Consider the following 19,839-nt stretch of genomic DNA (forward strand, 5'->3'; position numbering starts at 1 on the left):
CATATTACTTCCGCTTATTCAGCCAGCTCACGATCAGGCTGGCAAGAATGCCAGCAATGACCGGAGCCGCTAAATCGTGCCAGAAGGCCATGCCCAACTCTGCGAGCGTCATATAGCCGCCTCTGTTGTAATGACAACGTTTCGCGGCTATCCTTGAGTGGTCTAGGTTCAAGATTAGCCCCCGTGATGTTGTCAGGTGCATACCTGCAATGTGCGGGGGTTTTCTCTCTCCAGCAACCAATGCCACCGGGGATACAGCCCCCGCAACATTGCGCCTCACCGGAACCCTTCCGGCTTGCCGCTGATTCTACGACCGTTTTTGTGCTTCGAAATCCATCACTTCTTCACTCTGTGCTGCGCATTCCGCAGAATATTATCCGCTTGCAACCGTTGCATTTTTCTTACGAAAAAGGCCGCAGAGTTCCCCCCTGCGGCCTGATCCGGGCGCAACTTGCCATTACGGCAGCCTGACACCCGCATGACACGTTACTTCCGCTTATTCAGCCAGCTCACGATCAGACTGGCGAGAATGCCAGCAATGACCGGAGCCGCTAAATCATGCCAGAAGGCCATGCTCAACTCTGCGAGCGTCATATAGCCGCCTCTGTTGTAATGACAACGTTTCGCGGCTATCCTTGAGTCGTCTAGTTTCAAGAATGGCCCCCGTGATGTTGTCAGGTGCATACCTGCAGCGTGCGGGGGTTTTCTCTCTCCAGCAACCAATGCCACCAGGGATCAAGCCCCCCGCAACATTGCGCCTCACCGGAACCTTCCGGCTTGCCGCTGATTCTACGACCATTTTTGTGCTTCGAAATCCATCACTTCTTCACTCTGTGCTGCGCATTCCGCAGAATATTATCCACTTGCAACCGTTGCATTTTTCTTACGAAAAAGGCCGCAGAGTTTCCCCCCTGCGGCCTGGTCCGGGCGCAAATTGCCATTACGGCAGCCTGACGCCCGCATGACATATTACTTCCGCTTATTCAGCCAGCTCACGATCAGGCTGGCAAGAATGCCAGCAATGACCGGAGCCGCTAAATCGTGCCAGAAGGCCATGCCCAACTCTGCGAGCGTCATATAGCCGCCTCTGTTGTAATGACAACGTTTCGCGGCTATTCTTGAATGGTCTAGATGCAAGAATGGCCCCCGTGATGTTGTCAGGTGCATACCTGCAACGTGCGGGGGTTTTCTCTCTCCAGCAACCAATGCCACCAGGGATAAAGCCCCCGCAACATTGCGCCTCACCGGAATCTTCCGGCTTGCGGCTGATTCTACAGCTGTTTTTCTGCTTCGAAATCCGTCACTTCTTCACTCTGTGCTGCGCATTCCGCAGAATATGACCGGCTTGCAACCGTTGCATTTTTCTTACGAAAAAGGCCGCGGAGTTTCACCCCTGCGGCCTGGTCCGGGCGCAAATTGCCATTACGGCAGCCTGACGCCCACGTTGCATATTACTTCCGCTTATTCAGCCAGCTCACGATCAGGCTGGCGAGAATGCCAGCAATGACCGGAGCCGCTAAATCGTGCCAGAAGGCCATGCCCAACTCTGCGAGCGTCATATAGCCGCCTCTGTTGTAATGACAACGTTTCGCGGCTATCCTTGAGTTGTCTACTATCAAGAATGGCCCCCGTGATGTTGTCAGGTGCATACCTGCAACGTGCGGGGGTTTTCTCTTTCCAGCAACCAATGCCGCCGGGGATAAAGCCCCCGCAACATTGCGCCTCACCGGAATCCTTCCGGCTTGCCGCTGATTCTACGATTGCGTTTTACCGTCAGCATCTGGCAATTTTCCTCACTGCGTGATGCCTTCCAGCTTAATTTCTTTGTTTACAATAGTTGCAGTTCATATCCGAGCTGACTCCAGACTGGTAGTGAAATGCGCAATTTTGTAGAATTGCGCCTCCTCGCAATCTCCCCAGTGAATCTGTTGTCTCATTCGTTACACACTGCGTATTCAACTTCTCTACCTGTTGCGCAAGAGAAGCTGGGGTTATTCATTTTTACGAGGCTGACTTCTTTCTGGACAGGACTTTATGCAGCACAACACACAACCATTACACGATCACAAATTGCCGTTTACGCGCTATGACTTCGGCTGGGTTTTATTATGTATAGGAATGGCGATTGGTGCCGGAACCGTGCTGATGCCGGTACAAATTGGCCTGAAGGGGATTTGGGTATTTATTACCGCTGCAATCATTGCTTATCCGGCAACCTGGATAGTGCAGGACATTTATTTAAAGACACTTTCGGAAAGTGATTCCTGTAATGACTATACAGATATTATCAGTCATTACCTGGGCAAAAACTGGGGAATTTTCCTCGGGGTTATCTACTTTTTGATGATTATCCACGGGATTTTTATCTACTCTCTCTCCGTTGTTTTCGACAGCGCCTCATACCTGAAAACCTTCGGTTTAACCGATGCCGATCTTTCACAATCTCTACTTTATAAAGTCGCTATTTTCGCCGTACTGGTGGCAATTGCGTCTGGTGGTGAAAGGTTGCTATTTAAGATCTCCGGGCCAATGGTGGTGGTCAAAGTCGGCATTATTGTCGTGTTCGGTTTTGCGATGATCCCGCACTGGAATTTCGCCAATATAACCGCCTTCCCACAAGCCTCCGTATTTTTCCGCGACGTCCTGCTCACCATTCCATTTTGTTTCTTCTCTGCGGTATTTATTCAGGTGCTTAACCCGATGAATATTGCCTATCGTAAACGGGAAACAGATAAAGTACTGGCAACTCGGCTCGCGCTGCGTACCCACCGGATTAGCTATATCACGCTCATCGCGGTGATCCTGTTTTTTGCCTTTTCGTTTACCTTCTCAATTAGCCACGAAGAAGCCGTTTCTGCCTTTGAACAAAATATCTCGGCACTGGCACTAGCCGCGCAGGTGATCCCCGGGCATATCATTCATATCACCTCTACGGTGCTGAATATCTTTGCCGTACTGACCGCATTCTTTGGCATTTACCTCGGTTTCCACGAGGCCATTAAAGGCATTATTCTCAATCTGTTAAGCCGAATTATTGATACCCAGAAAATTAACTCGCGTATGCTGACTCTGGCAATTTGCGCTTTTATCGTCATTACGTTGACGATTTGGGTTTCGTTTCGTGTATCGGTGCTGGTGTTCTTTCAGTTAGGAAGCCCGTTATATGGCATTGTGTCGTGCCTGATTCCGTTTTTCCTGATCTCTAAAGTTTCACAACTGAAAAAACTACGCGGGCTAAAAACATGGCTTATCCTGTTTTATGGCATTTTGCTGTGCTTTTCGCCGCTGTTGAAGCTGATTGAGTAAAAGTAACGGGGGCTGCTCACAGCAGCCCCAGACGATGTCGATAGCATTTCAGTACAGCCTGGATATGCTCCTGAGTCATAAAGGACTGTTCATACGTTTCCATAACAATGGCATTTTCTTTACGTATATCCTGAAAGAGTTTTTCCAGCAATCTGGGCGCTAATCCCATCGATTCACCCAACAGCAAAAAGTCCTGCCCGATATACTCGCCATAATCACTTTCAAATCCAGGAGCCAGTTCCCGACCGCCTTCTTCTCGCATCAATAACGGCAGCGCCAGATAGTTTGAGAGAAAATATTCCGGATAGGGAGCGACAGAAACAAAGTCATACACCGGCGCTAACGCTGGCGTCAAACCATCGGAGTACACTAAGCCAAAGTTTCGTAAATGCATGTCGTTATTACCCAGCAACCAGGCGTAAACAATGCGACGAAAGAGATCGATTTTAAATGCGATGTTGTCGTTAACATGGGCAATTAAAAATCGGGCCAGCGTTTCATAGCTGACGTATTGCTCGTTATCATTTCCCGTTTTGCCATATTTATCTGTAATCTGCATCGCGCCATCAAGCTGCTCCTGATGCACTGGCTGCCCCTTGTCATCCCGGTCATAGCGCCGGATAACAAACGCGTATTCAAGCTCCTCCTCTGATTGTGGTGCAAAACTCAGCAGGCCATGCACAGGTACGTCAAATCCCAAACGAGACATCAATGTCATTGTTGCATGTTCATTTTCGGCCAAACCGGGAAAGTCGGCTGGAGAGGGCTTAAGGATAAAATTTCCCTGATGATCTACGACGCGGAACTCTCCTTCATCCAGCACTAATTGCAATTTGGGCTGGTAACCGGAAATACTCATCCCTTTTTGTTGACGCGGAAGTTCCTGCACAAACTGAGTTCGCGTAAACCCCAGCCGAGGATTCAATTTTGCAGTGCCGCTCAGGCGCTTCAACCCTTGTGTCGAATATCCGCGCTGTTCGTCACGTTCATTCAGCGGCGTTAACAGAATGCGACAATTCGCCATTATTCCTCCCAAGGTAAAATCTGGATTGCCCCCAGCAGATTCTTGCCGTTATCAATAAGCATTCCCAGCGGATCGTTTTCGTCACGATGCTGTATCTGGCTGTAGCGTTGACGCAGCCATCCTTCTGGCGCCAGTGAGGCAAAATAAGGATGCAACGTCTCACTAGGAAACTGACGCTGTGCGACGGGCAGACTGATTGAGATTGCCGGTCCGTGGTAATCCGGGGCGTACTGAAACAAAAAACCACTGTCGTTCTGAGAGAGTTCACCCACTACCTGACCATAGAGCAACACTTTCACTCGTCGATGCATAGTTTCACTCCAAGAACGTTCGCCACCGCAAACACACTGCCGAATTTAACCTGTTCAGGATCCTTAAAAAGTCGCTTTAACGTGGACGTTGAGATCCCCGTTTGTAGTTCAAGGGTGTATAAATCAATGCCCAATTCTTTGCGCCGTGCGTTCAGTTGTTCCCCCAAATGGCGGGGAGTCTCAATGGTCCGGAGGGGGCGTGGTTGACTAATATTCGGCCCCTGGATAAGTTTCTTCTGCAACTCCTGGAGCTGGTCGCCGATCGCTTTCAACTCTTGAGCCAGATTCTGTGTCCCCGTGTAGATCATTAAAGAACCTTTCAATTGATAAAAGACAAAAAAGATCACTTATGGTTAAAGGAATTCGTTAAGCATCATAAATGAACCATTTTTTATTAATGATTATAATTTAGCTCATATATAATCCACTGGCAATAAAAATGGTCAAAAAAGATCTATAAGTGATAGTTAAAGCACAAGAAGGTCATATTTGACATGAGACCAGCATGAAAGCCGGTCTCATCGGGTGGGTTATACAGCAGGCTTCTGCGGATTTTCATCCTGATCAACAGCAAAGCAGGCAACCAGTTGACCGCCGTAGTCTTTTAGCTGCGGCTGCAACTGGGTGCAGGGGCCGAAGCGTCGACGACAGCGGGCGTTGAAGGCGCAGCCCGGCGGTGGATTCAGCGGGCTTGGCAGTTCACCGGTGAGTTTGATGCGCTCGCGGCGATCGTCCGGGTTCAGGCGCGGCGTCGCAGAGAGCAGTGCCTGAGTATACGGATGGCGCGGGTTATTAAAGATTTGGTCCTTCGTTCCCTTCTCCACGCAGCGGCCCAGGTACATTACCATCACTTCATCAGCAATGTGCTCCACCACCGACAGGTCGTGGGAGATAAAGACATAAGACAGCCCCAACTCCTGCTGCAAATCCATCATCAGGTTCAGCACCTGCGCGCGCACCGAAACGTCCAGCGCGGAAACCGGCTCATCGGCAATCACCACATCCGGGTCGAGCATCAGACCACGGGCAATGGCGATACGCTGACGCTGACCGCCGGAGAACATATGCGGATAGCGGTCGTAATGCTCGGTTTTCAGGCCGACTTTCGCCATCATCGACAGGGCTTTTTCCCGACGCTGTTCTTTGCTTAAGCTGGTGTTAATAAGCAGCGGCTCTTCGAGAATTTGCCCGACTTTTTTACGCGGATTCAGTGAACCATAGGGGTTCTGGAAGACGATCTGGATTTTCTGCCGACGCAGCTTCTGCGCCTGCGGATCGTGCTTGAGCAAATCCTGCCCCTGATAATACAGTTCACCGCCGGTGGGCGTTTCAATCATCGTCAGTAACCGACCAAGTGTCGATTTACCGCAACCGGATTCACCTACCACCGCCAGCGTTTTGCCACGTTCAAGGGTAAACGAAACGCCATCCAGCGCCTTCACCAGACGTTCCGGCGCGAACATGCCTTTCTTCACCGGATAATGTTTTTTCAGGTCGATAGCCTGCAACAATGGTTGTTGCGAGGTGGCCTCTTGCGTACTCATAGTGTGGGCCTCCCGGCATCATCAAGTGGGTAATGGCATTTGGACTGACGCCCGTCAGCGAGCATATTCAGCGCCGGTTCTTCAGCGCGGCATTTGTCAGTGGCATAGGGACAACGCGGGTTAAGCAGGCAGCCGTTCGGGCGGTCGTATTTGCCTGGAACGACGCCAGGCAACGATGCCAGACGTTCTTTGTCCTGAGCAAATTCCGGCAATGCACGCAGCAATGCCTGAGTATACGGGTGACGCGGCGCACGGAAGATGGCGTGGGCATCACCCGTTTCCACCACCTGGCCTGCATACATCACGATGATTTTATGCGCCGCCTCCGCCACCAGCGCCAGGTCATGAGTGATCAACACCAGCGCCATGTTCTCTTTCTGCTGCAACTCCAGCAGCAGTTCGATGATTTGCGCCTGAATGGTCACGTCCAGCGCGGTAGTCGGTTCATCGGCAATCAGCAGTTTTGGCCGACAGGCAATCGCCATGGCGATCATCACGCGCTGGCTCATGCCGCCGGAAAGCTGATGCGGATAAACATCCAGACGCGATGCCGGATCGGGAATGCCGACCTGATTCAACAGGTCAATCGCCCGCTGACGGCGGGTACTTTTGTTGCCGCCCTGATGCACCTTAATCGCTTCCATGATCTGGAAACCCACGGTGTAACACGGGTTAAGGCTGGTCATCGGGTCCTGGAAGATCATCGCCACTTCGGCGCCCACCAGATTACGGCGCTCTTTTTCTGAGATACGCTGCAAATCCTGGCCGTTAAACTCCAGCTTTTCTGCCATCACGCGGCCCGGATAATCAATCAGCCCCATAATCGCCAGTGAACTGACCGACTTACCAGAGCCAGACTCCCCAACAATCCCGACCACTTCGCCCTGTTTTACGCTGTAGCTGATGCGGTCTACGGCGCGGAACGGTGCGCTTTCGTCGCCGAAATGCACCGATAATTTATCTATATTTAATAACGCCATCTCGAACCTCTTACTGCTTCAGTTTGGGATCGAGCGCGTCACGCAGACCGTCACCCATCAGGTTAAATGCCAGCACCGTCAGCAGGATCGCCAGACCCGGGAAGGTCACGACCCACCAGGCGCTTTGCGCGAACTGCAACACATCGGAGAGCATGGTGCCCCACTCCGGTGTTGGCGGCTGCGCCCCCATGCCGAGGAAACCAAGAGCAGCCATATCGAGAATGGCGTTAGAGAAACCGAGCGACGCCTGAACAATCAACGGTGCAAGGCAGTTGGGAAGAATATTGATAAACATCTGGCGCAGCGCCCCGGCACCTGCCACGCGAGACGCGGTGACGTAATCGCGATTCACCTCCACCAGCACGGCGGCGCGAGTTAAGCGCACATAGTGCGGCAAGGCAACGAAGGTTAGCGCCAGCGCGGCGTTACCAATCGACGGGCCGAAAATCGCCACCAGCACCAACGCCAGCAGCAGACTTGGCAGCGCCAGCATGATATCGACCACGCGCATGATGATGTTATCGACCAGGCCGCCGAAGTAACCGGCGACCAGGCCGAGAATAACGCCCATAATCAGCGATAACACCACCACCAGACAGCCAACCAGCAGCGACAAGCGCGCGCCATACATCAGGCGCGACATAACGTCACGACCGACGTCATCTGTACCGAGCAAGTGCGCCATGCTGCCGCCTTCCTGCCAGGCTGGCGGGGCGAGTAGCGCATCGCGGAACTGTTCCGCCGGGTTATACGGCGCAATCCAGTTGGCAAAGATCGCGATAAACAGCACGATGACGACGTAAACCAGCCCGACAACCGCGCCTTTGTTGCGTTTAAAATAGTGCCAGAACTCCTGTAACGGGGTCATCGGCACCGGTGCGGTAATCACTTTATTTTCAGTAACCTGTGACATGATGTCCCCTTATTTCTTATGACGAATACGCGGGTTCACCACGCCGTACAGCAGATCGACCAGCAGGTTGACGAGGATAATCATCGTCGCCACCAGCAATACGCCGCCCTGCACTACCGGATAGTCGCGGCGTTGCAGTGCGTCAATCAACCAGCGCCCAAGACCGGGCCACGAGAAGATGGTTTCGGTCAGAATCGCCCCCGCCAGCAATGTTCCCACCTGCAGGCCGATAACAGTCACCACCGGCAGCATCGCGTTACGCAGCGCATGGACGATAATCACCCGCATCCGGGTTAGCCCTTTAGCGCGCGCGGTGCGGATGTAATCCTCGCCCAGCACTTCCAGCATTGAGGAGCGCGTCATACGAACGATAACCGCCAGCGGAATTGTGCCCAGCACCATCGCCGGTAAGATCATATGGGCGACGGCATCGATAAAGTTACCGTCTTCACCCCAAATAGCGGTGTCGATCAGCATAAAACCGGTTAACGGATTGGAATCATCGAGGAACACCATGTCGCTCACGCGACCGGAGACAGGCGTCAGGTTCCAGTGCACCGAAACCAGCATGATCAGCATCATGCCCCACCAGAAGATCGGCATCGAGTAGCCGGTCAGCGCCAGGCCAACCGCAGTGTGATCGAAAATGGAACCGCGTTTAACCGCAGCCAGCACACCTACCGGAATACCGACTGCCGTAGCAAAAATCATCGCGCAGACACCAAGTTCCAGCGTGGCCTGGAAGCGCGGCACGAACTCTTCCCAAACCGGGATGCGGCTTTTCATCGAAATGCCTAAATCGCCGTGCATTACGCCCCAAATGTAATGGAGATACTGCTGCCACATCGGTTTATCCAAGCCGAGTTCTGCCAGCAATTGCGCGTGACGCTCTGGGGAGATCCCACGTTCGCCCGCCATGATCATCACCGGATCGCCCGGGATCATGTGGACAAAGGCAAATGTGAGAAGGGTAATACCGATAAACGTGGGGATGACGAGTCCCAAACGTCGGAGAATAAACTGCAACATAACCCGGATTCTCTGTAGTGACCCGCAGCCTGGAACTGCGTGTCTGTATTGCTCACAAATCAATTCCCGCCCGTGCCGGACAGGGAATGAAGTATTGCTGCCGGATGGCGCTGCGCGCAGAGGCACAGCACCACCGGGTATGCAGATTGTTGACAAAGTGCGCTTTGTTTATGCCGGATGCGGCGTTAACGCCTTATCCGGCCTACAAAATCGTGCAAACTCAATACATTGCAGAATTTTCGTAGGCCAGATAAGCGGAGCGCATCAGGCAGTTCTGCCTTTGCCATCAGTCTTGTATGGCTTTTAATTATTCGATAGAGACGTTTTCGAAGTGATGTTTGCCTAATGGATCAACCACATAGCCTTTAACTTCTTTGCGTACCGGTTCAAACACGGTGGAGTGAGCGATGATCAGTGCCGGAGCCTGATCGTGCATCACCACCTGTGCTTGTTTGTACAGTTCAACGCGCTTGTTGTGGTCGTCGGTAGCACGCGCCGGTTGAATCAGATCTTCAAACGGTTTGTAGCACCATTTTGAGTAGTTGGAGCCTTGTTCAGAGGCGGCGCAGCTGAACAGGGTGGCGAAGAAGTTATCCGGATCCCCGTTATCGCCAGTCCAGCCCATCATTACCGTCTGATGCTCGCCATCTTTCGCACGCTTGAGGTACTCACCCCATTCGTAGGTGACGATTTTGGCCTGCACGCCCACTTTCGCCCAGTCTGCCTGAATCATCTCCGCCATGCGGCGAGCGTTCGGGTTATACGGACGTTGTACCGGCATTGCCCACAAGTCGATGGAGAAACCTTTTTCCAGACCCGCTTCTTTCAGCAAGGCTTTCGCTTTTTCAGGATCGTAGGTGTAGTCCTGAACGTCGTCGTTATAGCCCCACATGGTTGGCGGGATCAGGTTTTTCGCTGCCACGCCCGCGCCCTGATAAACCGCTTTGATGATCGCGTCTTTGTTCACCGCGTAGGTCAGTGCCTGACGAACTTTCACGTCATCCAGTGGTTTTTTCTGCACGTTATACGAGAGATAACCGACGTTCAGCCCCGGCATTTCCATCAGATTGATGGATTTATCCTGCTTCATGCGAGCGATATCTGCCGGGTTCGGGTACGGCATTACCTGGCATTCATTTTTCTGCAATTTAGCGTAACGCACGGAAGCGTCAGGGGTAATAGAGAAGACCAGCGTATCGATCTGCGGTTTGGTGCCCCAGTAGCCATCAAACGCTTTGTAGCGAATACGGGAATCTTTTTGATACTGCTGTAACTGGAACGGGCCGGTGCCGATTGGGTTGAGGTCCAGTTTTTCCGGCGTACCGGCTTTCATCATCGCGTCAGCATATTCTTTTGACAGAATAGAAGCGAAGTCCATTGCCAGGTCAGCCAGGAACGGTGCTTCAGGGCGAGTCAGCACAAACTGAACGGTGTTGTCGTCCACCTTTTTCACTTCGCTGATCAGCTCCGGCAAGCCCATGCCTTCAAAGTATTCGTAGCTGCCGCCAGATACTTTATGGTACGGGTTTTGCGCGTTTTTCTGACGATCAAACGAGAACACCACGTCATCGGCGTTCAGTTCGCGCGTCGGTTTGAATTCTTTATTGTCGTGCCACTTCACACCTTTACGCAGATGGAAGGTATAGGTTTTACCGTCTTCGCTGACTTCCCACTTTTCAGCGAGGCCCGGGATCACTTCGGTGGTGCCAATTTTAAATTCAACCAGACGGTTATAAAGCGGTACGGAAGAGGCGTCATAGGTGGTGCCGGAAGTAAACAGCTGCGGGTTAAACCCTTCCGGAGATCCTTCTGAGCAATAAACCAGAGTTTTAGCCTGAACACTTGCTGCGACGGTCATAGCCACCAGGCTGAGACCAAGCTTCAGCATCCCTGACTTTTTCAAGGAAATACGCATTATTCTGCTCCAATTGTGATGTTTGTTGTTTTAACCCTTTGCAGTGGGTTGTCGCTGCCTGACCTTTTTTGTTTTTTGCCCGGTCGGGTCAACGTTATGAGGTGGGGATGCCGTACTAATTAACATCAGTGTTACAGTGCGGATCCTCCATAAAATGCCCCTCGTGACCTACAATCTGTCAACAGAATGTGAAAACGTCAATACAGCCCACCGGGATTTACACCAACGGTGAGAATCCACAAACAAAGATTAAAAAAACTTCAAACAACTATTTGCAGCAGAGAAATTTGTGCTACGCCAACATAACCAGAACAATCAGCTTAATATTTAGCAACAATTGGTGATTAAGTTTTATGCATTTAATGAAAAAAATCTGAGGAAAAGGTGGATATCTGAGCGATTAATACCATGAACGCTAAACCGCACAGCGGAAAATGCCAGCGCCAGCCATAAGTAACGCAAAAAAAGATTTAAGCAAATATAAAAAAAGACAATGGTTTCTGTCACAAATCCGTTAATGGATAGTGAGATATGGGGCGCAAATTTGGCAGGGAAATGTGTGCTGCCATTGCCTGATGCGACGCAGCCGCGTCTTATCAGGCCTACGTTCGAGCGGGTTACAGAAAGCAAAAAACCAGCCCGTAGGCTGGTTTTTCTAAATTGGTCGGTGATAGAGGATTACTCGCCACTTCGTGGCTCGCCCTGCGGGCCGTTGCTGACGCAACGTTCTCTCGCTTCGCTCGAGTCGAACCTCCCTGCCCCCGGAGGTTCTCGTCCTCATGGGCTACAAATGCAAAAAAGCCTGCTCGCTGAGCAGGCTTTTCGAATTTGGTCGGTGATAGAGGATTACTCGCCACTTCGTGGCTCGCCCTGCGGGCCGTTGCTGGCGCAACGTTCTCTCGCTTCGCTCGAGTCGAACCTCCCTGCCCCCGGAGGTTCTCATCCTCATGAGGCTACAAATGCAAAAAAGCCTGCTCACTGAGCAGGCTTTTCGAATTTGGTCGGTGATAGAGGATTCGAACCTCCGACCCCTTCGTCCCGAACGAAGTGCGCTACCAGGCTGCGCCAATCACCGAATGCGGGGCGCATCTTACTGCTCAGATACGCCTTCGTCAATCCCTTAATAGCAAAATGCCTTTTGATCGGCGAGAAACTCAGCAGTGCATTTAGTTAGCTTCTGCTTTCTTCGCCTGAGGGATTCGACACCAGTTGTTGTTTTCGTTGATACCACCGTCCGGTGAAGTATAACCAAGGCAACCTAAAATGGTGTCGTACAGTTCTACATGACGGCGTGGCACTTTTATATCCGCCTCTTTTTTCAGCTGCGCGAATGCCTGCGCGTTGGCCGGATTCTCCAGATATTTATCCGACATCCAGACCATCATCGGTACGCGGAACTGCTCCGGCGGCGCATATTCACGTGGTGTGCCATGCAAGTGCTCACGTTCGTTAATTGACTCACCGTGGTCCGCTGCATAGAAAATAATGGCTTTCTTATCGCGGAATTTGTCGATAACCGTGTCGATAAAATGATCAACGTAGGTGATTGAGTTATCGTATGAGTTAATCATCGGCGCTCGTGGGCATTTGCGGTCAATGGCATAGCACTCTGGCTTCCACTGGGCAAACTCACGGGGATAACGTTGAGTATAGTTGTAGTGCGAACCTTTGGTATGCAGGACAATCAGATGCTTACCTTCTGGTTTTTTCTCCAGCGAACGCTCGATTTCATTGACCAGCAACATATCGTCCACCGCTTTCCCACGGTTACGCGGCTCTGCTGCAATTTGCTCGCGATAGGCAATGTTGTCAGCCATGGTGTTGCTGTAGAACCACATCTCACTCTGCATGGCGTACAAATCAGAGCTAAAGCCCAGCTGTTTGAGAACCGCAAATACGTTCTGCTCTTTAAGCGTACGTTGTGGGTTATCTTCCGTTCCACCTTCACGTACAAACATACAGCGTAGTGATAATTTAGTCGCGGTATCACAAGAATAACCACGGTACATCACCAGGTTTTTCTCTTTGGCCAGCTTCGGCGTGGTATCGCGCTCGTAGCCCAGCATCCCCATATGATCCCAACGCGTAGTTTCGCCAATAATGAAAACCACATAGGTGTCGTCGAGATTTTGCGTCGGGGTATAGGTGAATTTTTTTGCCGGATTCATCAGCGACCGATTGTCTGACGATTCATCCACTTGCGCCCAGGCATACAGCCCCAGCGCAGAAAGCCAGTTCGAAGGCAGATAAGAGTTCGCCAGCACGCCGCCGTAGCTTGGCATATCCACTCCGGCCAAACGGTCTGCACGCTTTTGCACTACATCCATCAGACGAATTGGGCCCCATACCAACAAGCCCGCCAAAAGCACGGTAAGCGCACTACGCCAGCGAGTTTTCGGGGTACAAAGTTGGCGCCAGAAAGTGTCTTGTGAACGGTTCATCCAGATAAATAGCAACGGGATAATACTCACCAGTACAACCCATGCGATAAGCGTCCAGCCAACCACTTCTTTCGACAGGTCAATGTCGGTGGTCATCACCGAAGCAACAATCCCGTAGCCAATCATGACATTCATAAATGTCATGTAGTAGCTGGCTCCGGCAGAAATCAGCACCAGCAATGAAGCCAGCACTTTCCAGGCCGTTCTGCCAAAGAGTGAAATTAAGCGTAAAAAGAAGAAGGTTGCCAGAACCGTCCCTGCCAGTTCGATAACCGCCGAGACGCCATTAAGAAAAGTGAAGTTATGCGCGTAACCGTCAAACCGACGGAAATAGACTGCGCAATTCATAAACAGACCGATATAGACAGCGAGCAAAAAGCTTAGCTTTTGCTGCGTTATCGTTTTGATATATCTCATGCAAACAAACCCTGGAAAAACAGGTGATAACACCCTGCATTATGGCCTTTCAAGCCAGGCAAGGGAAAAGTGCGAAGGTCGTCAGATAAGGAAAATCTGCACACGCTGATAAGTAGACCACAGCAAAGGGAAAAAGTGTGGGGAAAGAGTGTACTTGAAGCACAAATTTACAAAAATACAAGTATGAAAAAAGACTTTAGCGTTACAAAAAGCAGTAAAAAGGGCCAGTTTCCTGGCCCCGAAGATGCGAAATTATTCGTACTGAACGGTAAAATCGACCGTTGCATCCGCGCGACCAATGGTTGCATCAGCGCGAATTGGCACATAGCTGGCGATATAGTTCAGTTGATGTGCGCCATCACCGTTAATTGCAAACTCAACCGGTGTCGGTGTCGTATTTTCCGGGAACTGTTGTACTCCCGCGGCGGTTTTGATTTTCAGCCCAACGCCCGTAGCGCCCCCCGCATCCAGCGCAAAAAGATTCGGGTCGTCCGCATTGGGCGTACCATCCATAGTGACGTAGGCTCTGACCACATCGCTACAGTTTTTCAGACCGATGGAAAAAGTAGTGGGATTAAGTTCTGTTCCAATTCTTACCGGCTGTTTAAGGACCGCCCTTCCCAGGTCTACCTCAATATTGTCTTTTACCAGTTCACAAGCGCCCTGGCTAATTTTGAGGGTGAATTTCAACGTTCCTTTCGGCCCTAAATCCGTGGTTGCCGCCAGTGACGAAAAGGAAAGAGGCAGCAGACATAACGCAAGTATTGTTCGCTTCATGGCTGTTACTCCAGTTCGACATGCATGGTAGCAATGCCGCTATAATCACCGGCAGCGGGTAATTTTCCGGTCGTGCTAACGGGATAAGCGGTAATCGTGGTTGTCGCTTTGCGTTTGACATCTTCGTACAGCGAACCGGGATTCATTTCTAATAAGCTATTACTGTCATTCGGCTTGAGGATATTACCTTTACCGTCCTCAATGACTGCACCAACATCGGCGTTACCTAAATCAATTGCGCTGGGGTAAGCATTATTCGGTGTTGCATCAATACTGAGATAAATTTTAACGCCATCTGAAATATTATTGCAGTCAAAACTCAGTTCTTTTTTTACCTTCCGAACATTTTGTGGCGGTTGCCCGGCACGCCCTTTAAAGTCATGGGCCTGATATTCTCCGAATGGAATATCCAGCACGGTGCCAGCGGCAAGTTCACAGCCTTGAGTGACAGTGATTTTCCCCAAAATACTTACTGTTGCCATTGGAATACTGCCGTAAGATGAAGCTTTTTTTGAACCATAAAGTGCAGCAATTTGAGTTTTTGGAATATCCAGTTCACCAGTAAAAGGCTTGGTTATTTTTATTAATACATTACCTTTACTCCCTGTCGTCCAACCCGTTGACAATCCCCGCGTACACTCCAGACCAAGAGTAACATTATCAATGTCCGTAAATGGAACAATATAATCCCCACGTCTAAAAATATAAATCTTCGTTAATACTGATATATTATTATTCAACTTGTAATAATTTGACTGGGGAGTTGAATCCAAAAGAGTAGATTCTCCTTTAAATCTAGTTACTACTCCCGTTTGAGGTATAGGATCAGGGCACTGACAATAAGCGGAATAAGTATACCCTAGATCAAATGGAATACTGACGATTTTACCTGATTTATTTTCAGTCGGGACCATAATGGTTTGCGTTATATCAAACCAATAGTCGTGAGGTATTCCTGAATCAGTCTGACAGGGTCCCCAATCCGCTGCATAAGTACTCGTAGAAAATAAACTTAAGGTTATTAATACAGCACCAAACACTAATTTCACAAAGCTCATCTGCATATCCTTATTTCTCACATACCGCATTAACCATCACGATAGCCGAATTGTCCTTTTTCTCTGGCAAACGGAACGGCACACGGCAACGTTGCGCCTGCTCATTCCCCCAGCTCACCTGTAACTCGCCCTCTTCCGGCATCCCGCTGATATAGAGCTGCCCCTCTTCACCCACAATGCTGCTGGCTGGTTTGCTGTCATCACTTAATGCTGCGGTAGCACCGAACGGTACAGCGTTGCCATTCGCCTGTTTTAAACTCATCAATACGCGGTAACCAACGCGCGTTTCAAAGCGGGAACGCACAACTGCGCCACGCGTTGGCACGACTTTCTGGAACGCTTCCTGTAGTTCAACGTTTTGCCCCAGCGTGTCGCTGCGCAGTTCCACAATGGTTTCACGATATGGCGTGAGATACGGCACCACCGCGTTACCCATCCAGTCAACTTCTACGCCGCTGCTATTAACCACATGTCCACCACGCGCGCCCGGAGCAGAAACAATCGCCAGACTTTCCCCTAAGGGCTGCGAAAGCGTTATACCTTCACTGTGAACGATGACACCGCCGCGCACGCCATAGTTAACCTGTTGGTTATCTTTGGAATAGTTATAGCCCATGTCGATGTTGCCAGAGCCCCCCATATACCCCATATTGACGCTGCCACTGTAGCCAACGCCATTACTGGTGTAACCCTGCTGAACGTTATAGTTCAGGTTACGATCTTCCAGTAACGTGCCGCTGACAGAGGCCTGTTGCGACGTCCTGCCATTCTGGTCGGTGGTCATGCGATAACTGCTCCACGCGCCCCCCAGAGGGATCGAAACACTGAATGACCACAGGCGATCGTCTTCTTCCCATTCCGGGCTTCTCGTCCAGGTATAGGCCACACTGTAATTCACCCGACCAATATGACCGTGATAACCAGCGCTTAAGGAGTTCTCCTTACCGTCAACGTTCCAGTAATCCTGCTGCGTCATATTGAAATAAACAGAGCCGTAGTCTCCCAGTTGCTGAGTAATGTTGCCCTGTATCTGGCTGCGCTTGTGATAACGACGGTAATCACTGTCGGCGTCACTGCGAACATCGGTCGCTTCCTGGAAGGTGTAATAGCCGCTAGTTGAATACTTGTAGCCCAGCAGGCGCAAGTCAGTGCCGCCGTCAAAACTTTTCGAATAGAGGAAACGATAAGACTGGCCTTCCTCTTTTTCATTGTTGCGTAACTGACTTTTCGCCTGGGTGACATCCACCGATACCGCGCCAATGGTGCCGAAGTTTTTCCCCAGCCCCAGCGCTAAGGCGTTGTAGTCAGCCGATAACAATGCACCACCATAGGCGGTCATTCCCCACGGCAAGCCGTACATGGCGGTAAACTGCCCGAATCGCGATTTATCGCTGTCGTAATTACCCGCACGATACTCACCGGCAGCCAGGCTATATTTCAGATACCCTTCACGCTGAAAAATCGCCACCGCCGAAAACGGCTGGATGAAACGTTGTTCACTTCCGTCGGCTTCTTTAATGATCACCGTCAGGTCGCCGCTGCCGGAGGTTGCGTAGAGATCGTTAATCTCAAATGCGCCCGGCTGAACAAAAGTGCGATAAATGACATAGCCGTTCTGTTCGATACTGACTTCAGCGTTGCTTTTGGCGATGCCGCGCACCACCGGAGCAAAGCCACGCTGGCTGTCCGGCAACATCTCATCGTCAGATGCCAGTAACGCCCCGCGCATTTGTACGCTGTCAAAAATCTCGCCAGGCGTGGCGGTATCACCCAGTGTTATCTGTGACTTGAGTGGAATAATCGCCCGGTTTAACGATGTACCAACGTTATCCCATTGGTTTTTGCCATCGGTACGGTTCCAGATACTGTTATTACGTAAACGCCACGGACCGACGTTCAAACCGCTGCGCAGGTTCAGGTAATAACTGTCACTGGTAGAGTCTGAAGATGAACCTGTTCCTTCATTGCGCCCATTGCTGCCACTAAAGCTGTAATCCAGCAACAGCGCGGGTATTCCTTCGTCCCAGCGAGAAGGATCAACCGTGCCACGAGCGGTCATCATCATTGCCGCCTGCGGGAAGGAAAGATGCAGCGTCTGAGTATTAAAATCAAAGCGGCTGGTGGCCTGGGGAATGATTTCATCAAACGCCACACAGGCTTCCGGTGGTGACATCTTCAGCGCCGGAAAGCTGTCAACACGCACGCCCATTTCTTCCAGTTGCACCCGGCTAAGGCAAGGCATAAGCGACTCACCGCTGGCTTTGCGTTTCGCTTCGCTGGCGGTACTAAAATCCAGCGTCCGGGAAGCCATTTTTTCTTCGTTTACAAACACCGAAACCCGGTATTTACCGGGTATTTGCTGGCCGACAGGTGAGTCGTATACCGACAAGTCGACGTGTTGATCGATACCCTGAACGTTTTCGAGAAATTTAGGGTTAAATTTTCCGCCATACGCAGGTAACGAGCTGGCAATCGTTAATGCCAGCAGTGAGAAAGAAAAATGCGCTCTGTAGTGATAGAGAGGTAAATGCATCCAATGCATAGTAAAAGCGCCTTGTAAAAGGATCAGTTAATCGGCTTCGTCAGCATTTCGCCAGCAACACCGAAATCATTAATAATGCTGTATTTCACTTCGTTCGCATTGCCTGTACCGGCTGGAAGGTTAATGTTTAACTTTCCTTTCGCGAGAACCATTCCCGCCCGTTCAATCTTTTGTCCATTAACGGAAAACTGATTAAAGGTCAGGTTATAAGCGGAGTCGTTATTAACCACAATTTGGTTATTTTGACGTTGAAAACGTAACTGCTTCATTGCCTCAAGATTACTTCCCGGTAAGCCTTTCGGACGGTAGAACAACTTCAGACGGGTGCGAACGGCTATCTGTAAGACGTTTTTATTTTCATTTTCAGCGCTTTTCGCAGGAATCGCTTTTACATTAATCCAGTAAACAGATTCACGATCTTTAGGTAAAGTATCTTCAATATTGACGATACGTAAGACGTTATTTTTATCGGGATCAAGTTTGAATAATGGCGGTGTAATAATAAACGGTGTTTTTTTATTGCCATTCACATCATCAATCCATGACTGGATCAAAAACTCTTCATTTTTATTGTGATTTTCAACGGTCAGCGACGCTTCTTTCTTGCCGCCATCATAAATAACACGCGTCGTGCTTAAGGCTATGCCACCAGCAAAACACTGTTGTGCGGTCATTAAAAGTGCCAGCACGGCAAGGCTAATACGTTTCATGATTCGGTCCCTGAGTCATTGGTGCGAATAATGGCAACAGATAATCTGTTGCCATTGAGAGATGATCGTTCCGTCAGGCTCGATTAGTTGTAAGTCAGGTTGAAGTCGACTTCGGCGTTACCGTAACCGATGGTTACTGCATCTTTAGTAGAGACATAGTTAGCGGTGAAATACAGAACGGTCTGGCCTTGTTTCAGAGTAGTTTTGGATTTACCAGTATTCAGTTCAACCAGCGTATTGGTGTTATCATAAATACCAATACCTACGCCAGATGCCGCACCTGGTTCAGTGCTCACAGAAATCAGTTTGCTGTTGTCTGCATCACCAACACCGTTAAAACTGATATCCACATTTTTGAACGTGGAGATATCGCAGTTTTCCAGTTTGATTTTGAACGGAGTTGCTGTGGATTTATCACCAGTAGCAGTAAACACAGACTTGTTCACCTGGCCCAGAACAACTTCTTGTTTTTGAGTGTCTGGAGACACAACACAAGCGGCGTCAACAATCTCACCAGTGAATTTAACAGTACCGTCGCCCGCATCAGCTGCGAATACGGAAGTAGAGGTCAGCGCAAGCGCAGATAAGGCAAACAGAACCTTTTTCATTTATAACTCCATTTATATAGATAAATATGCTTGATGTTGTTCATAACAACGGGGGGGCAGATTATACAAACGGTGCTAAAAAATAAAATTATTTTACTGAAGGTGTATTTTGGTAACAAAGTTAAATTTACTTCAACTTCAATGCATTACAAATAACACATCAAATAGCCACTGTGTTTTTAGGAATATATTTATATTTATGATTTATATTAAATAACAAAACACATTCTTTATATGAATATTATTGCTCATTTAATATTCGAT

The 19,839-nt window shown here is 50.0% G+C and carries 20 protein-coding genes, 1 tRNA gene and 2 other RNA genes; 2 read left to right on the top strand and 21 right to left on the bottom strand.

The genetic code is table 11. The features are described from left to right. Positions 1-4: 4 nt before the first annotated feature. From FEK66_RS21275 to FEK66_RS21300, 4 genes are all read right to left on the bottom strand, one after another. Positions 5-112: a type I toxin-antitoxin system toxin Ldr family protein gene (locus tag FEK66_RS21275; protein WP_002431793.1), complete on the bottom strand. Its 108-nt coding sequence runs from the start codon at positions 110-112 to the stop codon at positions 5-7. A gap of 374 nt (positions 113-486) precedes the next feature. After that, positions 487-594, bottom strand: coding sequence for a type I toxin-antitoxin system toxin Ldr family protein (locus tag FEK66_RS25740; protein ID WP_074399497.1), 108 nt, complete (start codon positions 592-594; stop codon positions 487-489). A gap of 375 nt (positions 595-969) precedes the next feature. Beyond that, positions 970-1,077, bottom strand: a complete 108-nt coding sequence (locus FEK66_RS21295) for a type I toxin-antitoxin system toxin Ldr family protein (protein ID WP_002431793.1) — start codon at positions 1,075-1,077, stop codon at positions 970-972. 374 nt (positions 1,078-1,451) lie between these two features. Continuing rightward, positions 1,452-1,559, bottom strand: a complete 108-nt coding sequence (locus FEK66_RS21300) for a type I toxin-antitoxin system toxin Ldr family protein (RefSeq protein ID WP_002431793.1) — start codon at positions 1,557-1,559, stop codon at positions 1,452-1,454. Positions 1,560-2,034: 475 nt separating this feature from the next. Between FEK66_RS21300 and FEK66_RS21310 the strand changes: the two genes are divergently transcribed. Continuing rightward, positions 2,035-3,306, top strand: a complete 1,272-nt coding sequence (locus tag FEK66_RS21310) for an amino acid permease (protein ID WP_130210096.1) — start codon at positions 2,035-2,037, stop codon at positions 3,304-3,306. 16 nt (positions 3,307-3,322) lie between these two features. Here FEK66_RS21310 and FEK66_RS21315 read toward each other — a convergent pair whose 3' ends face one another. The 7 genes from FEK66_RS21315 to dppB form a co-directional block, all read right to left on the bottom strand. Beyond that, the gene (locus FEK66_RS21315) at positions 3,323-4,330 is read right to left on the bottom strand and encodes a HipA domain-containing protein (protein WP_130210094.1); all 1,008 of its coding nucleotides are present in this window, start codon (positions 4,328-4,330) and stop codon (positions 3,323-3,325) included. Further along, positions 4,330-4,641 (bottom strand): HipA N-terminal domain-containing protein, encoded by a 312-nt coding sequence (locus FEK66_RS21320; protein ID WP_130210092.1) that lies wholly within the window; start codon positions 4,639-4,641, stop codon positions 4,330-4,332. The genes FEK66_RS21315 and FEK66_RS21320 overlap by 1 nt, the downstream gene beginning before the upstream one ends. Continuing rightward, the gene (locus tag FEK66_RS21325) at positions 4,626-4,949 is read right to left on the bottom strand and encodes a helix-turn-helix transcriptional regulator (RefSeq protein WP_130210090.1); all 324 of its coding nucleotides are present in this window, start codon (positions 4,947-4,949) and stop codon (positions 4,626-4,628) included. Before FEK66_RS21325 ends, FEK66_RS21320 begins: the two co-directional genes overlap by 16 nt. A gap of 222 nt (positions 4,950-5,171) precedes the next feature. After that, positions 5,172-6,185 carry a dipeptide ABC transporter ATP-binding subunit DppF gene (gene dppF / locus FEK66_RS21330; RefSeq protein WP_135495341.1) on the bottom strand — a complete coding sequence of 338 codons (1,014 nt, stop codon included), beginning with the start codon at positions 6,183-6,185 and terminating at the stop codon, positions 5,172-5,174. Next, positions 6,182-7,165, bottom strand: coding sequence for a dipeptide ABC transporter ATP-binding protein (gene dppD / locus FEK66_RS21335; protein WP_001196445.1), 984 nt, complete (start codon positions 7,163-7,165; stop codon positions 6,182-6,184). The genes dppF and dppD overlap by 4 nt, the downstream gene beginning before the upstream one ends. A 10-nt stretch (positions 7,166-7,175) precedes the next feature. After that, a complete protein-coding gene (dppC, locus tag FEK66_RS21340; RefSeq protein WP_135495342.1) occupies positions 7,176-8,078 on the bottom strand; it encodes a dipeptide ABC transporter permease DppC in 903 nt (300 codons plus the stop codon). A 9-nt stretch (positions 8,079-8,087) separates the two neighbouring features. Continuing rightward, positions 8,088-9,107, bottom strand: a complete 1,020-nt coding sequence (gene dppB / locus FEK66_RS21345) for a dipeptide ABC transporter permease DppB (RefSeq protein ID WP_000938857.1) — start codon at positions 9,105-9,107, stop codon at positions 8,088-8,090. Positions 9,108-9,124: 17 nt separating this feature from the next. Here dppB and FEK66_RS25745 point away from each other — a divergent pair, with 17 nt between their 5' ends. Next, entirely contained in the window at positions 9,125-9,352 is a 228-nt protein-coding gene (locus tag FEK66_RS25745; protein WP_165383329.1) for a hypothetical protein, read from the top strand. A gap of 62 nt (positions 9,353-9,414) precedes the next feature. On the opposite strand, the gene dppA is transcribed toward FEK66_RS25745, so the two are convergent. From dppA to lpfA, 10 genes are all read right to left on the bottom strand, one after another. Further along, the gene (dppA, locus tag FEK66_RS21355; RefSeq protein ID WP_001222876.1) at positions 9,415-11,022 is read right to left on the bottom strand and encodes a dipeptide ABC transporter substrate-binding protein DppA; all 1,608 of its coding nucleotides are present in this window, start codon (positions 11,020-11,022) and stop codon (positions 9,415-9,417) included. A gap of 661 nt (positions 11,023-11,683) precedes the next feature. After that, positions 11,684-11,817, bottom strand: a non-coding RNA gene (locus tag FEK66_RS21360) — RtT sRNA. Positions 11,818-11,851: 34 nt separating this feature from the next. Further along, positions 11,852-11,985, bottom strand: a non-coding RNA gene (locus tag FEK66_RS21365) — RtT sRNA. 35 nt (positions 11,986-12,020) lie between these two features. Beyond that, positions 12,021-12,097: transfer RNA gene (locus FEK66_RS21370), tRNA-Pro, on the bottom strand. A gap of 91 nt (positions 12,098-12,188) precedes the next feature. After that, complete coding sequence (eptB, locus tag FEK66_RS21375) at positions 12,189-13,880, bottom strand: kdo(2)-lipid A phosphoethanolamine 7''-transferase (RefSeq protein ID WP_130260123.1); 1,692 nt, start codon at positions 13,878-13,880, stop codon at positions 12,189-12,191. A gap of 252 nt (positions 13,881-14,132) precedes the next feature. Next, a complete protein-coding gene (gene lpfE, locus FEK66_RS21380; RefSeq protein ID WP_135408246.1) occupies positions 14,133-14,657 on the bottom strand; it encodes a long polar fimbrial protein LpfE in 525 nt (174 codons plus the stop codon). Positions 14,658-14,662: 5 nt separating this feature from the next. Next, positions 14,663-15,715: a long polar fimbrial protein LpfD gene (gene lpfD, locus FEK66_RS21385; RefSeq protein WP_240782963.1), complete on the bottom strand. Its 1,053-nt coding sequence runs from the start codon at positions 15,713-15,715 to the stop codon at positions 14,663-14,665. A 10-nt stretch (positions 15,716-15,725) separates the two neighbouring features. Next, complete coding sequence (lpfC, locus tag FEK66_RS21390) at positions 15,726-18,257, bottom strand: outer membrane usher protein LpfC (protein WP_130210076.1); 2,532 nt, start codon at positions 18,255-18,257, stop codon at positions 15,726-15,728. A gap of 23 nt (positions 18,258-18,280) precedes the next feature. Continuing rightward, the gene (gene lpfB, locus FEK66_RS21395; protein WP_130210074.1) at positions 18,281-18,967 is read right to left on the bottom strand and encodes a long polar fimbrial biogenesis chaperone LpfB; all 687 of its coding nucleotides are present in this window, start codon (positions 18,965-18,967) and stop codon (positions 18,281-18,283) included. An 83-nt stretch (positions 18,968-19,050) separates the two neighbouring features. Further along, on the bottom strand, positions 19,051-19,575 hold the full coding sequence (lpfA, locus tag FEK66_RS21400; protein WP_130210072.1) for a long polar fimbrial major subunit LpfA: 525 nt from the start codon (positions 19,573-19,575) through the stop codon (positions 19,051-19,053). Positions 19,576-19,839 lie beyond the last annotated feature (264 nt).

The organism is Escherichia sp. E1130 (assembly GCF_005781065.1).
Lineage (GTDB): Bacteria > Pseudomonadota > Gammaproteobacteria > Enterobacterales > Enterobacteriaceae > Escherichia.

Bases quoted from the DNA above. Each gene is read 5' to 3' on its own strand.
- FEK66_RS21310 (WP_130210096.1), top strand. From the start codon at position 2,035: ATGCAGCACAACACACAACCATTACACGATCACAAATTGCCGTTTACG.
- dppB (WP_000938857.1), bottom strand. From the start codon at position 9,107: ATGTTGCAGTTTATTCTCCGACGTTTGGGACTCGTCATCCCCACGTTT.
- FEK66_RS25740 (WP_074399497.1), bottom strand. From the start codon at position 594: ATGACGCTCGCAGAGTTGAGCATGGCCTTCTGGCATGATTTAGCGGCT.
- dppF (WP_135495341.1), bottom strand. From the start codon at position 6,185: ATGAGTACGCAAGAGGCCACCTCGCAACAACCATTGTTGCAGGCTATC.
- lpfE (WP_135408246.1), bottom strand. From the start codon at position 14,657: ATGAAGCGAACAATACTTGCGTTATGTCTGCTGCCTCTTTCCTTTTCG.
- FEK66_RS21275 (WP_002431793.1), bottom strand. From the start codon at position 112: ATGACGCTCGCAGAGTTGGGCATGGCCTTCTGGCACGATTTAGCGGCT.
- dppC (WP_135495342.1), bottom strand. From the start codon at position 8,078: ATGTCACAGGTTACTGAAAATAAAGTGATTACCGCACCGGTGCCGATG.
- lpfD (WP_240782963.1), bottom strand. From the start codon at position 15,715: ATGAGCTTTGTGAAATTAGTGTTTGGTGCTGTATTAATAACCTTAAGT.
- lpfC (WP_130210076.1), bottom strand. From the start codon at position 18,257: ATGCATTGGATGCATTTACCTCTCTATCACTACAGAGCGCATTTTTCT.
- dppA (WP_001222876.1), bottom strand. From the start codon at position 11,022: ATGCGTATTTCCTTGAAAAAGTCAGGGATGCTGAAGCTTGGTCTCAGC.
- FEK66_RS21325 (WP_130210090.1), bottom strand. From the start codon at position 4,949: ATGATCTACACGGGGACACAGAATCTGGCTCAAGAGTTGAAAGCGATC.
- dppD (WP_001196445.1), bottom strand. From the start codon at position 7,165: ATGGCGTTATTAAATATAGATAAATTATCGGTGCATTTCGGCGACGAA.
- lpfB (WP_130210074.1), bottom strand. From the start codon at position 18,967: ATGAAACGTATTAGCCTTGCCGTGCTGGCACTTTTAATGACCGCACAA.
- FEK66_RS21315 (WP_130210094.1), bottom strand. From the start codon at position 4,330: ATGGCGAATTGTCGCATTCTGTTAACGCCGCTGAATGAACGTGACGAA.
- FEK66_RS21300 (WP_002431793.1), bottom strand. From the start codon at position 1,559: ATGACGCTCGCAGAGTTGGGCATGGCCTTCTGGCACGATTTAGCGGCT.
- FEK66_RS21295 (WP_002431793.1), bottom strand. From the start codon at position 1,077: ATGACGCTCGCAGAGTTGGGCATGGCCTTCTGGCACGATTTAGCGGCT.
- FEK66_RS21320 (WP_130210092.1), bottom strand. From the start codon at position 4,641: ATGCATCGACGAGTGAAAGTGTTGCTCTATGGTCAGGTAGTGGGTGAA.
- lpfA (WP_130210072.1), bottom strand. From the start codon at position 19,575: ATGAAAAAGGTTCTGTTTGCCTTATCTGCGCTTGCGCTGACCTCTACT.
- eptB (WP_130260123.1), bottom strand. From the start codon at position 13,880: ATGAGATATATCAAAACGATAACGCAGCAAAAGCTAAGCTTTTTGCTC.